At 39.6% G+C, this 12,793-nt stretch carries 14 protein-coding genes and 1 tRNA gene; 8 read left to right on the top strand and 7 right to left on the bottom strand.

All coding sequences use genetic code 11. The features are described from left to right. Nucleotides 1–184 precede the first annotated feature (184 nt). The 3 genes from JYB62_RS11300 to JYB62_RS11290 form a co-directional block, all read right to left on the bottom strand. Nucleotides 185–258, bottom strand: a tRNA-Ala gene (locus JYB62_RS11300). Nucleotides 259–306: 48 nt separating this feature from the next. Continuing rightward, nucleotides 307–933, bottom strand: coding sequence for a recombination mediator RecR (gene recR, locus JYB62_RS11295; RefSeq protein ID WP_205645550.1), 627 nt, complete (start codon nucleotides 931–933; stop codon nucleotides 307–309). Nucleotides 934–943: 10 nt separating this feature from the next. Next, nucleotides 944–1,237: an ATP-dependent Clp protease adaptor ClpS gene (locus tag JYB62_RS11290; protein ID WP_243431545.1), complete on the bottom strand. Its 294-nt coding sequence runs from the start codon at nucleotides 1,235–1,237 to the stop codon at nucleotides 944–946. Nucleotides 1,238–1,289: 52 nt separating this feature from the next. Here JYB62_RS11290 and JYB62_RS11285 point away from each other — a divergent pair, with 52 nt between their 5' ends. Continuing rightward, the gene (locus JYB62_RS11285; protein WP_205645549.1) at nucleotides 1,290–2,732 is read left to right on the top strand and encodes a sodium:solute symporter; all 1,443 of its coding nucleotides are present in this window, start codon (nucleotides 1,290–1,292) and stop codon (nucleotides 2,730–2,732) included. On the opposite strand, the gene JYB62_RS11280 is transcribed toward JYB62_RS11285, so the two are convergent. Together JYB62_RS11280 and JYB62_RS11275 are read right to left on the bottom strand one after the other, a co-directional pair. Next, nucleotides 2,733–3,071 (bottom strand): MGMT family protein, encoded by a 339-nt coding sequence (locus JYB62_RS11280; RefSeq protein ID WP_205645548.1) that lies wholly within the window; start codon nucleotides 3,069–3,071, stop codon nucleotides 2,733–2,735. It abuts the gene before it with no gap. Further along, entirely contained in the window at nucleotides 3,052–3,945 is an 894-nt protein-coding gene (locus JYB62_RS11275) for a mechanosensitive ion channel family protein (RefSeq protein WP_205645547.1), read from the bottom strand. Before JYB62_RS11275 ends, JYB62_RS11280 begins: the two co-directional genes overlap by 20 nt. Nucleotides 3,946–4,004: 59 nt before the next feature. On the opposite strand from JYB62_RS11275, the gene JYB62_RS11270 reads away from it, so the two are divergent. Genes JYB62_RS11270 through JYB62_RS11260 form a run of 3 tightly spaced genes read left to right on the top strand, consistent with a single transcriptional unit; the run spans nucleotide 4,005 to nucleotide 5,613 of the window. Next, a complete protein-coding gene (locus JYB62_RS11270) occupies nucleotides 4,005–4,682 on the top strand; it encodes an SDR family NAD(P)-dependent oxidoreductase (RefSeq protein ID WP_205645546.1) in 678 nt (225 codons plus the stop codon). Nucleotides 4,683–4,694: 12 nt separating this feature from the next. Beyond that, entirely contained in the window at nucleotides 4,695–5,156 is a 462-nt protein-coding gene (locus JYB62_RS11265) for a nuclear transport factor 2 family protein (RefSeq protein ID WP_205645545.1), read from the top strand. A gap of 1 nt (nucleotide 5,157) precedes the next feature. Continuing rightward, on the top strand, nucleotides 5,158–5,613 hold the full coding sequence (locus tag JYB62_RS11260) for a hypothetical protein (RefSeq protein WP_205645544.1): 456 nt from the start codon (nucleotides 5,158–5,160) through the stop codon (nucleotides 5,611–5,613). On the opposite strand, the gene JYB62_RS11255 is transcribed toward JYB62_RS11260, so the two are convergent. After that, nucleotides 5,610–6,026: an META domain-containing protein gene (locus JYB62_RS11255; RefSeq protein WP_205645543.1), complete on the bottom strand. Its 417-nt coding sequence runs from the start codon at nucleotides 6,024–6,026 to the stop codon at nucleotides 5,610–5,612. The genes JYB62_RS11260 and JYB62_RS11255 overlap by 4 nt on opposite strands. 413 nt (nucleotides 6,027–6,439) lie before the next feature. On the opposite strand from JYB62_RS11255, the gene thrA reads away from it, so the two are divergent. From thrA to thrC, 3 genes are read left to right on the top strand one after another with little or no spacing between them, the layout of a single operon-like run. Then, nucleotides 6,440–8,890: a bifunctional aspartate kinase/homoserine dehydrogenase I gene (gene thrA / locus JYB62_RS11250; RefSeq protein WP_205645542.1), complete on the top strand. Its 2,451-nt coding sequence runs from the start codon at nucleotides 6,440–6,442 to the stop codon at nucleotides 8,888–8,890. Next, a complete protein-coding gene (locus tag JYB62_RS11245) occupies nucleotides 8,887–9,828 on the top strand; it encodes a homoserine kinase (RefSeq protein ID WP_205645541.1) in 942 nt (313 codons plus the stop codon). The genes thrA and JYB62_RS11245 overlap by 4 nt, the downstream gene beginning before the upstream one ends. A 3-nt stretch (nucleotides 9,829–9,831) precedes the next feature. After that, nucleotides 9,832–11,130: a threonine synthase gene (gene thrC, locus JYB62_RS11240; RefSeq protein ID WP_205645540.1), complete on the top strand. Its 1,299-nt coding sequence runs from the start codon at nucleotides 9,832–9,834 to the stop codon at nucleotides 11,128–11,130. A 6-nt stretch (nucleotides 11,131–11,136) separates the two neighbouring features. Here the strand turns inward: thrC and JYB62_RS11235 are convergent, their stop codons facing one another. After that, a complete protein-coding gene (locus JYB62_RS11235) occupies nucleotides 11,137–12,111 on the bottom strand; it encodes a polyprenyl synthetase family protein (RefSeq protein WP_205645539.1) in 975 nt (324 codons plus the stop codon). Nucleotides 12,112–12,268: 157 nt separating this feature from the next. Here JYB62_RS11235 and JYB62_RS11230 point away from each other — a divergent pair, with 157 nt between their 5' ends. Further along, nucleotides 12,269–12,751, top strand: a complete 483-nt coding sequence (locus tag JYB62_RS11230) for a DUF4199 domain-containing protein (RefSeq protein WP_205645538.1) — start codon at nucleotides 12,269–12,271, stop codon at nucleotides 12,749–12,751. The last annotated feature ends 42 nt before the right edge of the window (nucleotides 12,752–12,793 follow it).

Here is a 12,793-nt window from a genome sequence, read left to right as displayed (position 1 = left end):
TATCGGAACGAACCGGTGGCATAGTGTTGATAAAAAGGATTTGAAACAAAAAAGCCTCACATTCCTGTGAAGCTTTAATGTGGAGAATACCGGTCCGCGATAGTTATCGGGACGAACCGGTGGCATAGTGTTGATAAAAAGGATTTGAAACAAAAAAGCCTCACATTCCTGTGAAGCTTTAATGTGGAGAATACCGGATTCGAACCGGTGGCCTCTACACTGCCAGTGTAGCGCTCTAGCCAACTGAGCTAATCCCCCAAAAGGTTTGCAAATATAGAAAGGGCTTTTTACTGAACAAATAAATTATTACTCGGTAGAGTAATTAATTCTGGTCATTATACTTCTTCCCAAAGTTACCTCATCGGTATATTCTAGTTCCCCGCCTACAGGGATTCCCCTTGCGATGGTACTTACTTTAATTCCTTTTTGTTTCAGTCTTTTTGCCAAATAAAAGGAGGTAGTATCCCCTTCCATGGTAGCACTTAGAGCTAAAATGATTTCCTGGATCTGTTCTTCACCTTCTTCTTGGGATGAAGAAACCCTAACCATTAGGGATTCAATAGCCAACTCTTCAGGACCAATCCCTTGAATTGGAGAAATAACTCCTCCTAATACATGGTATGTTCCTTGAAACTGATTGGTGTTTTCTATAGCTAAAACATCCCTGATGTCTTCTACAACACAGATGACTGTTTTGTCTCTACGCATGCTCGCACAAATCTGGCAGATTTCCGCGTCAGCGATGTTGTGACATTTTTTACAATACTGAATTTCCTGCCTCATTCTAGTTAAAGCGAGCGTCAGGGCTTCAGTATGAACCTCATTTTGTTTTAATAAATGCAGGGCCAATCGCAAAGCTGTCTTTTTCCCTATTCCAGGTAATCTGGAAATTTCTGTGACAGCATCTTCAATTAATTTGGAAGGGATATTCACTCAGTTTCGATTATACAATTGCAGCTTGAATTCCAGAGTCTAAAATAGCTTCGCACATCGGCTTAAGCTCTTCTACACTTCCTTTTTTTACTGCACACTTTCCTTTGAAATGGATGATCAAAGTACATTGTTCAGCCTGCTCTGGGCTATGCTTGCAAACTTTCACCAGAATGTTAGCTACATGGTCGAATGTATTGACATCGTCGTTATAAACGATGAGATCCGAAGAATCTAAATCTACAGCTTCCTCCAATAATACATCGGTCTCTTCCTCAAATTGATAAGTCATGTTCAATCGATTCATTTTGCAAAATTAATAATATTGGACAAATTAGCGGCTAATCCCAACCGCATTTATGAATTCACAGGTAGTTCTAGTCGTTATTTCCTGCTATTTTTTACTGCTTTTTTTGATTTCCTGGTTTACTTCCCGCAAAATCACTGCCGAGACCTTCTTTACAGGAGATCGCCAATCTCCTTGGTTTTTGGTTGCTTTTGGGATGATTGGAGCCTCACTCTCTGGAGTGACGTTTATCTCCGTACCAGGAGAAGTAGGTAATTCTAACTTCTTTTATTTCGAAGTTGTTTTGGGTTATACGCTTGGGTATTTCACGATTGCCAAGGTACTATTGCCTCTTTATTATCGCTTAAATCTCGTTTCAATATACTCATATTTAGAAGACAGGTTTGGTTTTTGGTCTTATAAAACAGGCGCTTTCTTCTTTATCCTTTCCAGAACAGTAGGGTCTTCTTTGCGTGTGTTCTTGGTTGCCTCCGTACTTCAGTTGATATTATTCGATTCTTTAGGAATCCCGTTCTGGGTTTCCGTATTGATTACCGTAGGATTGATTTGGCTGTATACATTTCGAGGAGGAATTAAAACGGTTGTTTGGACAGATACCCTTCAGACATTTTTTATGTTGGCAGCAGTGGTGGTTAGTATAATCTTAATTGGGAATGAGTTGGAGCTGACCGGGGTTTCCGAATATTTCAAAGTGATTTCAGAAGATTCTCGGTCCACTATTTTCAATTGGAACTGGAAGGAAGGTACCAATTTCTTCAAACAATTTATTTCAGGAGCTTTCATTACCATTGTCATGACAGGGTTGGATCAGGATATGATGCAGAAGAATTTGACCTGTAAAAACATTGGAGATGCTCAAAAGAATATGTTTTGGTTCACCATCTGTTTAGTGATTGTGAACTTGCTATTCTTAGGATTGGGAGTCATGTTATATCTCTTTGCGGAAACTAAAGGAATTACTTTGCCTACAAGAACAGATGAATTATTCCCTCTATTAGCGACTCAATATTTTACTCCATTTGCAGGAATTGTTTTTGTATTGGGGATTACGGCAGCGGCCTATTCAAGTGCCGATTCTACCTTAACTGCATTGACCACTTCATTTTGTGTGGACTTTCTTGAATTGGAGAAAAAGTATCCAAAAGAAAAGCAGGTGGGGGTAAGACAGCGAGTACATATTATATTCACTTTTGTCATGTACTTTGTGATACTTGCATTCTATTGGATCAATGATCAAAGTGTCATTAATTCGGTCTTTGTAATAGCGGGTTATACTTATGGACCTTTGTTAGGTCTGTATTCTTTTGGCTTATTTACAAGAATGCAGGTGAATGATAAATGGGTGCCTTATATCGCAGTAGCTGCTCCTACTTTGACCTATCTTATTGCGTCCAATTCGGAGAAATTATTCTGGGGATATAAGTTTGGCTTTGAAGCCCTGATTTTAAATGGATTGCTGATGTTTTTAGGCCTTTGGTGGGTTCGTAAGAAATAATCAGACTAATAATTCCTTTTCCGGGTCCCAAAATACTTGGTCAAAATTCTTGATTTTATCATTTTCGACTAGCACTCCCTCTTTTTCCAAAGCCTCTTGCATGGCTGTTGGGGTAGGGAAATGATGTTTGCCTGTTAACATTCCTATCCTGTTTACTACTCGGTGCGCAGGGACATCGGGTAATGAATGGGCCGCATTCATCGCATACCCCACCATTCTTGCTCCACTTTTCAGCCCTAAATAATGGGCAATCGTACCATAACTGGTAGCTCTTCCAGCGGGAATTTCCCGAACTACCTGATACACCAAGTCAAAGTAATTAGGCTTCTCGTTCTTCATGAAATAAATTAATAATTGCTTGATTGATGGTTTTTCTAACTTTTGATTCTACTTCCTTTTCTCCTGTTTTGATGGGGAATTGAAATCGGATAAAGTGGTATTCTGATTTCCTCTCCAAAACGCTTAACTGAGCCCCTTTGAGGTAAATGTAATCGGAGTAAAGTGTCAACTTGCCAATTAATCGCTTTTCAATCTCCTCTAAAGGAAGATCTGATTTAGTAGATACTTCAAAATCAAAAACCAGTTGATGTGCATTATTTCTACTAAAGTTGACAATCTCTGAAGCCAAAACCATGGAGTTAGGGACAATGATAGTTTCTCCGGTCTCATTTTTAAGGACTAGATTGATCAGAGTGATATCTCTTATAAAACCCGTATTTTTTCCAATTTGGATTTTGTCTCCAATCTCCAGCTGGTCCGAGAACATGATGATTAACCCGTTTGCAATATTGGTGATGTAATCCTTGGTGAGTACGGCGATGGCTGCCGCTACAATGGTAATACTCGTTAAAAATTCCAAGGGGCGAATTCCCAAAGCTAGCATTAGTGAAATCAGAAGTATGATCACATTCAGGATCCATGAAATTCTTCCGATTCCAATTACAAAGTTGGGCTGTACTTTTTCATCCTTAGTTTTCTTTAGGTAAAAACGTAAAGCTGCAAAGCGTCCAAGAGAAATGATCAAATTCCCGCTGAGTAAAAAAACACTCGCTCGAATCAGATTATTAACGGCTGGATAATTTTCCAAGAATGGGCGTAACACCGTGTTACCCACGTAGATGTAGTCTAATGAGATCAGCAGTAATAGCTTCAAGACAAAATTTCGCCTTTTTACGCTCTCTTTACTCTGAATGCTTGTTTTTAGTTGATTCATGCCTTATTCTAAAAATTAAGGGTAATTTTAGGAATAATCGGACAGAGATTTTCATAAGTATGAGCAGAAATATAATAATTACAGGCGCAAGCGGGAATCTAGGATCTGCAGTGGTCGAAAAATTTAAAAGGGAAGGGTACCATATTATTACTTTGACCCATCCCAGTAAAGATGAATTTATCGAAGAAGCAGACGATAGCTATGAGGTAGATGTAACCAATGAAGAAGAGGTACAGGCATTTGTTACTGAATTTCAACTTCAATATGGGGAATTAGATGCTTTGGCCTTGTTGGTTGGTGGATTTTCCATGGGAGGGTTTGATAAGACCAGTCAGGAAGATATTCAGAAGATGTTTCAACTGAATTTTTTTTCGGCCTTTCATCTGGTCAGAGGATTTTTGCCAATCATGAAAAAGCAACAAAAAGGGACGTTTTTGTTTGTTGGAGCTAGACCTGCTTTGGAGCTATCTTCTGCCCCAGATATGCTGGCCTATTCATTGAGTAAAAGACTGGTAATCACCCTTACCGAAATCCTAGGTGAGGAAATTAAAGATTCACCAATCCGTTCCCATGTTTTTGTACCAAGCATCATCGATACTCCTTTGAATAGGAAGTCTATGCCAGATGCAGATTTCACGAAGTGGGTACGTGCTGATGAAATAGCGGAAGCTATGCATTATGCAGTAAATACATCTGCTTTACGAAATATGACCTTCAAGCTCTACGGAGAAGTTTAAATAATTGGATGGATGAAAATGAAGCTACTATTAAGTTTTTGCCTGCTGATTTCACTTGTATTTGTTTCCAAGGCACAATCGGAAGAGGAAGCGGTTAAGGAAGTGATCATTTCCCTGTTTGACGGCATGCGTGACAAGAATGCGGAGCAGATTATTTCGGCTTTTTCAGAGGATGCGATGATGCAGACCATACAAAATAAACCAGAGGGTACAGTGATTGCCAGCAATTCAGTAGCCGAATTTGCCAATAGTATTGGTTCAGTGCCAGCAGAAACCTATTTGGATGAAAGGTTGACGGATTTCATCATCAATGTAGATGCAAATATGGCTACTGCATGGACACCCTATCAGTTTTATGTCAATGAGAAATTCAGTCACTGTGGGGTGAACTCTTTTCAATTGGTCAAATTTGAAGGACAATGGAAGATTGTCTACATTATCGATACTCGAAGAAAAGAAGACTGTGTAGAATAAAATGGAGGGTTTTAAGAATAAAGTTTTCCAGACCGCTATTGATTTACTGGAAGAAAGAAAATCCTTGTTGTCAAATGAGTTGTCTTCTCTTCAATTAAGCATCAAAGAAGAAACTAAAAGTTCGGCCGGGGATAAATACGAAACCGGAAGAGAAATGATGAGGCAAGAAATCGGGAAGGTTGAAAACCAATTCAAGCAGAACCAGCTATTGCGTCAAGAAATTCAACATTTACTCAATACTTCGAAGGACTCAGATAAAATTATAGAAGGCTCCCTACTCCAGTGGGGAGATGATTTGTTATTTATATCCGCCAGTTTAGGCGAATTAGTGGTAGATGGGAAAAAGGTGTTTCTATTAAGTAAAAATTCTCCTTTGGGCCAAGCTTTACTGGGTAAAGCGAAAGGAGAAATGGTGAGTTTTAGAGGGAAGTCAAGAGCGATTGGAGAGGTGTACTAATTTTGAGATACTAACGTCATTAATCCGCCTTCCGGGCTCTTTAAAATAAGTTTGTTTTGATCCACCTCAAGGGAATTTACCATTTCCAAGGCCTGCAAAAATTCGTCTTCTTTCACATCAGAACAGGCTTTTCTGGTCATTGCTCCTGGATCCAATTTCAACTCTGATTCTTCTAAGCTATAGATTCCAGAAAAATTATTGCAACCTGTGAATCCACTTAGCGTGCCAGTATCATTGAAATTCAAAGTTGGTGGACCTTCTGGAAACAATTCTAAAATCGCCGAATTCCCATTTAACTCTTGAAGAATCCAAGTAACATTTCCTAACTGGTCCAGGGCTGTTTTTTGGATTGGCTTGCATTCAACTAGGATAAAAACCAACAAAAAAATGGGGATTGATCTAAAAGCCTTCATAAAATTTTCAATTATTACATGTTCAATTTAAAAAATTTCAGCCCAAATACTCTTTTGGGTTTGTTAAAAAAATCAAATAATACTTAGTGAAAAAAGCTCAACTTGCTTGATTTTTTATCGAAATTTTAAATAAAAATTAACTTTTTTGAAAAACTCTACGGGATTGTTTGGCATATCAAAAATTTGGCGTTAAGATTGTCATGTCAATTCTTCGGATATGGTATTTGCAGCAAACACATCATTAACAGACAACCTGTACATTTTACGTGGAGCAGTTGCGCGTACATCTTTTTTCATGTCTACAGGGATTTACATCACCATTACGGGGTAATCCCGTGTTTTAATAATAAGTACCTGCCCCTTGGCCGTATATAGGCCCTCTTTAGTTAAAATAACTCATTACAAGATTCTTTATGAAAGTCATCAAGTTTGGTGGTTCATCCGTAGCGAACCCCGAAAACATCCAGAAAGTATTTTCCATTATTCAGGAAAAGCTTAAGAAACATGAAATAGCCATTGTTTTTTCTGCATTTGGTGGTGTCACGGAGAGTCTGTTGAAGATTTCCCAAATGGCTCGTGAAGGAGATCTAGCATACAGGGATATGCTTCAAAGTTTAGAAGAGAAGCACTTGGATATGGTGAGGCAGCTTATTTCTGTCCAAAATCAGTCTACTGTCATGACATATGTGAAGGTTCGATTCAAAGAACTGGAAGATTTGTTTCATGGTACCTTCTTGATCAAAGAAAATTCTCCCAGAACTTTGGATTATGTAGCCAGTTTTGGAGAGCGATTATCTGCCTTTATTTTATCAGAGTCATTGGCAGGCAAAGGGTTGAAAACTCAGTTTTTAGATGCCAGAGAAGTAATTAGGACCAACGATCGATTTGGTCAAGCAAAGGTGGATTTTGAAACTACCAATGCGCTGATTAGAAGCTATTTTGGTAAAAATGATGGTATAAAAGTAATTACTGGCTTTATCGCCTCTACATCGAAGGGTGAAACCACTACTTTGGGAAGGTCTGGTTCAGATTATACTGCGTCTATTTTTGCAGGAGCTTTAGAAGCTGAAGATTTGGAAATATGGACTGATGTTTCAGGGGTGTTAACTTCTGATCCCCGATTGGTCTATACAGCCTTTACTGTTCCTCAATTGAGCTACAATGAGGCGATGGAACTTTCTCATTTTGGTGCGAAAGTAATATTCCCGGCTACCATGCAACCTGCCATGAAGCGGAATATTCCGATTTATATCAAAAATACCTTTGAACCTGAAAATCCAGGCACTAAGATCAATAGCGAAGTAACCAAAGAGGCTTTGATCAAAGGAGTGAGCTCCATGTCCAATATTTCTATTGTGACAGTACAGGGAGCAGGATTGATTGAGTCAGTTTCTGGAACCAGTAGAGTGTTCAAAGCCTTAGCAGATGCAGAGGTAAATATTGTATTGATTTCGCAGGCTTCTTCTGAACATAGTATCTGTTTGGCAATCAAAACAGACGAGGCCTTTTTGGCAAAAGAGGCCGTGGAAAAGGAGTTTCACTATGAGATAAAGTCAGGAGAAATGGAGGAAGTAAACTTACTGCATGGCTTCTCGACAGTGGCGGTTGTAGGTGAAAATATGAAACATAACCCAGGTGCATCAGGAAGAATGTTCCGTGCTTTGGGACGCAATAACATTAATGTTGCTGCAATTGCCCAAGGAAGTTCTGAATTGAATATCTCTGCGGTGATTCCACAAGCGGATTTGCAGAAAGCGTTAAACGCACTGCATGAGGCATTCTTCCTCTCTGAAAACAAAGTGCTGCACGTGTTCTTGATTGGAACAGGTTTGATAGGACAGGCTTTGATCAGAATGATAGCTTCCCAGCAGGAAAAGCTTCAGCAGGACAGTATGCTGGATATCCAAATCCACGGATTGGCCAATAGCAGATATATGGCTTTCCATGAAGATGGATTTGATTTGAAAAATCCTTACCAGCTGAGCGAAAGTGACGAAAAGATGGATTTGAATAAATTCATCGAAACCATGGAACACATGAACTTCTCCAATTCAGTGATGGTAGATTGTACGGCTTCCCTAGAAGTTGCCAATACCTATTCTAGAATCTTGGAGGCTAAAATTGGAATTGTTACTCCTAATAAAAAAGCCAATTCGGGATCTATGGATCAGTATTTGGCATTGAAAAAAATTGCCAAGAAACGGGGAGTAAAATTCCTTTATGAGACCAATGTGGCAGCAGGCTTACCTGTTATCAACACGCTTCAGGACTTAATGCTATCTGGTGACCGTGTAATCAGAATCGAGGCAGTATTGAGTGGGTCCATGAATTTTATATTTTCCGAGTTTGAAAAAGGAGCCTCTTTTTCTGAGGTAGTAAGAATTGCAAAGGATAAAGGATACACCGAACCAGATCCTAGAGATGATTTGAGTGGTATGGATGTGGCAAGAAAGATATTGATTTTAGGTAGAGAAGCTGAGCAAACTTTAGAGTTTGATGCCGTGAAAGTAGAGGGAATGGTACCTGACGATTGTGTGGTCACAGCTTCGGTGGAGGAGTTTTTTGAGAGGTTGAAAGCGCATGACCAAGAATTTGAAGAGATAAGAAAAGAGGCTCAAGAAAAAGGGGAGAAATTAAGATTTATGGCAACTCTTGAAAATGGAGCAGCCAAAGTAGGATTAAATTCCTTAAAGGTAGATCATCCGTTTAGTAGTCTGCAGGGAAGTGACAATATGATTTTGTTGACTACCGAAAGATATCATGATTTCCCAATGATCATAAGAGGACCTGGAGCTGGTGCGGATGTTACTGCAGCAGGTGTATTTGCAGATGTAATTCGAATCGGAAATTATACTCGGGAATGATACGGTCTGTAAAAGCTTTCGCCCCTGCTACAGTTGCTAATGTTTCCTGTGGCTTTGATATTTTGGGTTTTCCAATCGATGCCATGGGAGATTATGTGGAGGTGACTCGGAGAGATCGTCCTGGCCTGCGAGTGGTTTCCATAGAGGATGATGGAGGGAAGCTTCCTTGGGAAGTGGAAAAAAACACCTGTGCCGTAGCTATTCAAGCGATGCTCGAAAGCTACGGAAAGCAAGTTGGAATGGATATCGCATTAAGGAAAGGGCTTCCATTAGGCTCTGGAATGGGCTCCAGTGCTGCGAGTGCAGTAGCGGCTTTAGTGGCAGCCAATCGGCTTTTAGGAGACCCTTTTGATCGCAAGGACTTGTTGCCATTTGCAATTGTAGCCGAAAAAGCTGCTTGTGGTGCAGGGCATGCAGATAATGTAGCTCCCAGTTTATTGGGAGGATTCGTGTTAATCCGTGATTACCACCCATTAGATGTCATAAAACTTCATGTTCCGGAAGGATTGTTTTGCACTTTATTACATCCCCATTTTGAGTTGAATACTTCAGATTCAAGAAGTGTTTTAAGAGATTCTATTCCCTTAAAACATTCTACCATCCAATCAGGAAATGTAGCTGGATTTGTCTCTGGATTATACCAAGAAGATTTTGAATTAATATCCAGATCTATGCGGGACGTGATTGCTGAGCCTTACAGGGCAGTGTTGATTCCGGGATTTTATGAGGTTAGAGAAGCCTTGAAAGCAGCAGGAGCTCTTGGTATGGGGATTTCCGGTTCGGGCCCTACTCTTTTTGCTTTGTCAAAAGGGGCTGAAAAAACCGCAGCTATGGCCAAAGCTGCAGAAGAAATTTATGAAGGAATAGGTCTAGGTGTGGATGTGTATTTCTCTGCCATCAATACAGTAGGGGCTTATGTGCTCGAAGAAAAGAATTAAACCATGAAGTTTTATAGTACAAACAATCCGCAGCACCGGGTGAGCTTGGCAAAGGCAGTGATCAAAGGTCTTGCACCTGACCAAGGCTTGTATATGCCTGAGAAAATCCCCTCTCTTTCAAAGGATTTTATAGCGCATATTGCAGACTTGAGTTTCCAAGAGATCGGCTATCAGGTGATGGAAGCTTTGTTTTCCGAAGATCTGGCGAAAGAGGAAATTAAGAACTTGGTGGATCATACCTTGATTTTTGATGCTCCAATAGTCAAAGTAGAAGAGGATGTATATAGTCTGGAATTATTCCATGGGCCAACTTTGGCTTTCAAAGACTTTGGAGCTAGGTTTTGCTCTAAGTTGATGAGCATGTTATTGGTAGATTCAGATAAAAAAGTCCGTGTGTTAGTAGCAACTTCCGGAGATACTGGGAGTGCTGTTGCCAATGGGTTTTTAGGAGTAGATGGGGTTGAGGTCATTATTTTGTTCCCGAAAGGGAAGGTGAGTGAATTACAGGAGAAGCAGTTTACTACCCTTGGAAAGAATATCAAGGCATTGGAAGTAGAAGGCGTTTTTGATGATTGTCAGAAGATGGTCAAGGAGGCCTTTCTTGATCCCGAGCTGAATGAGAAATTATTGTTGACCTCTGCCAATTCCATCAATATAGCTAGATGGATTCCCCAAACTTTATATTATTTCTATGCCTATTCTAGGCTACCAAAAACAGATAAAAAAATAGTATTCTCAGTTCCAAGTGGGAATTTCGGAAATATTGCTGCGGGTATTTTGGCACAGAGAATGGGATTGCCTATAGATAAGTTTGTCGCTGCAACCAATGTAAATAAAGTAGTTCCTGACTATTTGAGAGGTAATTCATTTGAGGCTATGCCTTCCATTCCAACCCTTAGCAATAGCATGGATGTGGGCAACCCGAGTAACTTTCCAAGATTATTGGCCTTATACGGAAACAGCGAAGAAATCCTGAAAGAACAAGTAAATGGTTATTTCTATACTGATAAAGAAACAGTAGAGGTGATGAAAAAAGTAAAAACCCTTGGATACACCCTAGATCCACATGGAGCGGTGGGTTACAAGGGGCTAAAGGATTTTATGTCTGAAAACCCGGGTTATCAAGGTGTGTTTTTGGAGACGGCTCATCCTGGTAAATTCAGAGATGTAGTGGAAAAGGCATTAGAAGAATCATTGGAATTACCGGAACGACTGGCAGCATTTATGACAGGTCAAAAGAAAGTAGAGCCTTTGGGAAATGACTTTCAAGAATTTAAAAAGTACCTAATGAGCCTGGATTAAGGCTCATTATTTTTTTCTCTCAATGGTATAGCTCACCAGATTGGCAAGAGAAGTTTTGTATGCAGAATCAGGGAATGAATTCAAGATGTCCAAGGCTTCATGGTAAAATTGATTCATGATCTTTTTGGCATATTCCAATCCACCGCTTTGCTTAACATATTGGATCACTTCATTTACAGCTTTTTTATCCTCACTTCGGTTTCTGATTAAGCTGATAATCCTTCTTTTTTCTAACCAGTCACTTTGATTCAAAGCAAAAATTAAAGGTAAAGTCATCTTCTTTTCTTTGATGTCTATACCTACTGGTTTCCCGATTTCATCCTCACCATAATCAAAAAGGTCATCTTTGATCTGAAATGCCATTCCCACTTTTTCTCCGAAATTTCTCATTTTTTCGATGGTTTGGGGATCGCTTTGATTGCTGGAAGCGCCTACGGCACAGCAAGAAGCAATAAGGCTCGCAGTTTTTTGTCTGATGATTTGATAATAAACTTCTTCCGTGATGTCAAGTTTTCTTGCTTTCGCAATTTGGAGGAGCTCACCTTCTGACATTTCCTTGACCGTATTGGAAACTATTTTCAAAAGGTGGAAGTCTTCATTGTCTACGCTCAAAAGTAGTCCTCTTGAGAGCAGGTAATCTCCCACAAGCACTGCAATTTTATTCTTCCATAAGGCATTCACCGAGAAAAAGCCTCTTCGGTAGTTGGCATCATCTACCACATCATCATGGACAAGTGTAGCAGTATGCAAGAGTTCAATCAAGGCAGCACCCCGGTGAGTGGATTCATTGATGTCTCCTGTGACTCCGGCTGTTAAAAATACAAACATCGGGCGCATCTGTTTTCCCTTGCGCTTCACGATGTAATTCATGATATGGTCAAGAAGTTTGACCTTACTTTTCATAAGTCCTCGAAACTTCTGTTCGAATTCTGCCATTTCGGCTTCGATGGGAACTTGTATTTGTTTGAGGTCTGCTTTCATTCGGTATATTGTGTCGTAAAATTAATACCCTTTCTTTCATGGACAAGGATTATGCTCAGCATAGACCAAGATTCATGAAGATTGTATTACTTTTTCGACTTTTTTGTATTTTGTATAGATTGAACTACAGCTATAACTTCTCTTTATACTATCTGTTATGAAAAACATAAGCATTGAAATAAAGTGGGCGATTATTTTCGTTCTCATGTCTTTGGCCTGGATGATACTTGAAAAATCTTTGGGCTGGCATGATGAGCTTATTGATCAGCATGCTGTATTCACAAATTTTTTTGCAATACCAGCCATCATGGTATTTGTATTTGCTTTGCGCGATAAGAAGAAGAATTACTACAGAGGGGATATTACATATCTGCAAGCATTCTTGTCTGGTTTAATTATTTCCGTGATTATAATGGTACTGACGCCTTTTGCTCAATACATTACTTTGGAATACATCACCCCTGATTACTTTACCAATGTCATCAAATATTCGGTAAGCTCAGGTGAGTTGTCCCAGCAAGAGGCTGAGGATTGGTTTAATCTTCAGAGTTATATTGTTCAAGCTACCATAGGAGCTTTGATTATGGGGGTAATCACTTCAGCAATTGTGGCTATTTTTATAAAATCTAAGAAGCATTGACGAGATGAACAAATAAGTGGGGTTGAAGCTAAGGGCTTTTGT

Source organism: Algoriphagus lutimaris, assembly GCF_017051705.1.
GTDB lineage: Bacteria > Bacteroidota > Bacteroidia > Cytophagales > Cyclobacteriaceae > Algoriphagus > Algoriphagus lutimaris.
The sequence above is the reverse complement of the archived record's forward strand: the minus strand, read 5'-3'. Positions and strand labels throughout refer to the sequence as shown.

What these genes read in the sequence shown, in the direction of transcription:
- JYB62_RS11270 (WP_205645546.1), top strand. Translation starts at nt 4,005, where the DNA reads ATGAGCAGAAATATAATAATTACAGGCGCAAGCGGGAATCTAGGATCT.
- JYB62_RS11245 (WP_205645541.1), top strand. Translation starts at nt 8,887, where the DNA reads ATGATACGGTCTGTAAAAGCTTTCGCCCCTGCTACAGTTGCTAATGTT.
- JYB62_RS11290 (WP_243431545.1), bottom strand. Translation starts at nt 1,237, where the DNA reads ATGAATCGATTGAACATGACTTATCAATTTGAGGAAGAGACCGATGTA.
- JYB62_RS11235 (WP_205645539.1), bottom strand. Translation starts at nt 12,111, where the DNA reads ATGAAAGCAGACCTCAAACAAATACAAGTTCCCATCGAAGCCGAAATG.
- JYB62_RS11275 (WP_205645547.1), bottom strand. Translation starts at nt 3,945, where the DNA reads ATGAATCAACTAAAAACAAGCATTCAGAGTAAAGAGAGCGTAAAAAGG.
- JYB62_RS11265 (WP_205645545.1), top strand. Translation starts at nt 4,695, where the DNA reads ATGAAAATGAAGCTACTATTAAGTTTTTGCCTGCTGATTTCACTTGTA.
- JYB62_RS11285 (WP_205645549.1), top strand. Translation starts at nt 1,290, where the DNA reads ATGAATTCACAGGTAGTTCTAGTCGTTATTTCCTGCTATTTTTTACTG.
- JYB62_RS11230 (WP_205645538.1), top strand. Translation starts at nt 12,269, where the DNA reads ATGAAAAACATAAGCATTGAAATAAAGTGGGCGATTATTTTCGTTCTC.
- JYB62_RS11280 (WP_205645548.1), bottom strand. Translation starts at nt 3,071, where the DNA reads ATGAAGAACGAGAAGCCTAATTACTTTGACTTGGTGTATCAGGTAGTT.
- thrC (WP_205645540.1), top strand. Translation starts at nt 9,832, where the DNA reads ATGAAGTTTTATAGTACAAACAATCCGCAGCACCGGGTGAGCTTGGCA.
- JYB62_RS11260 (WP_205645544.1), top strand. Translation starts at nt 5,158, where the DNA reads ATGGAGGGTTTTAAGAATAAAGTTTTCCAGACCGCTATTGATTTACTG.
- thrA (WP_205645542.1), top strand. Translation starts at nt 6,440, where the DNA reads ATGAAAGTCATCAAGTTTGGTGGTTCATCCGTAGCGAACCCCGAAAAC.
- JYB62_RS11255 (WP_205645543.1), bottom strand. Translation starts at nt 6,026, where the DNA reads ATGAAGGCTTTTAGATCAATCCCCATTTTTTTGTTGGTTTTTATCCTA.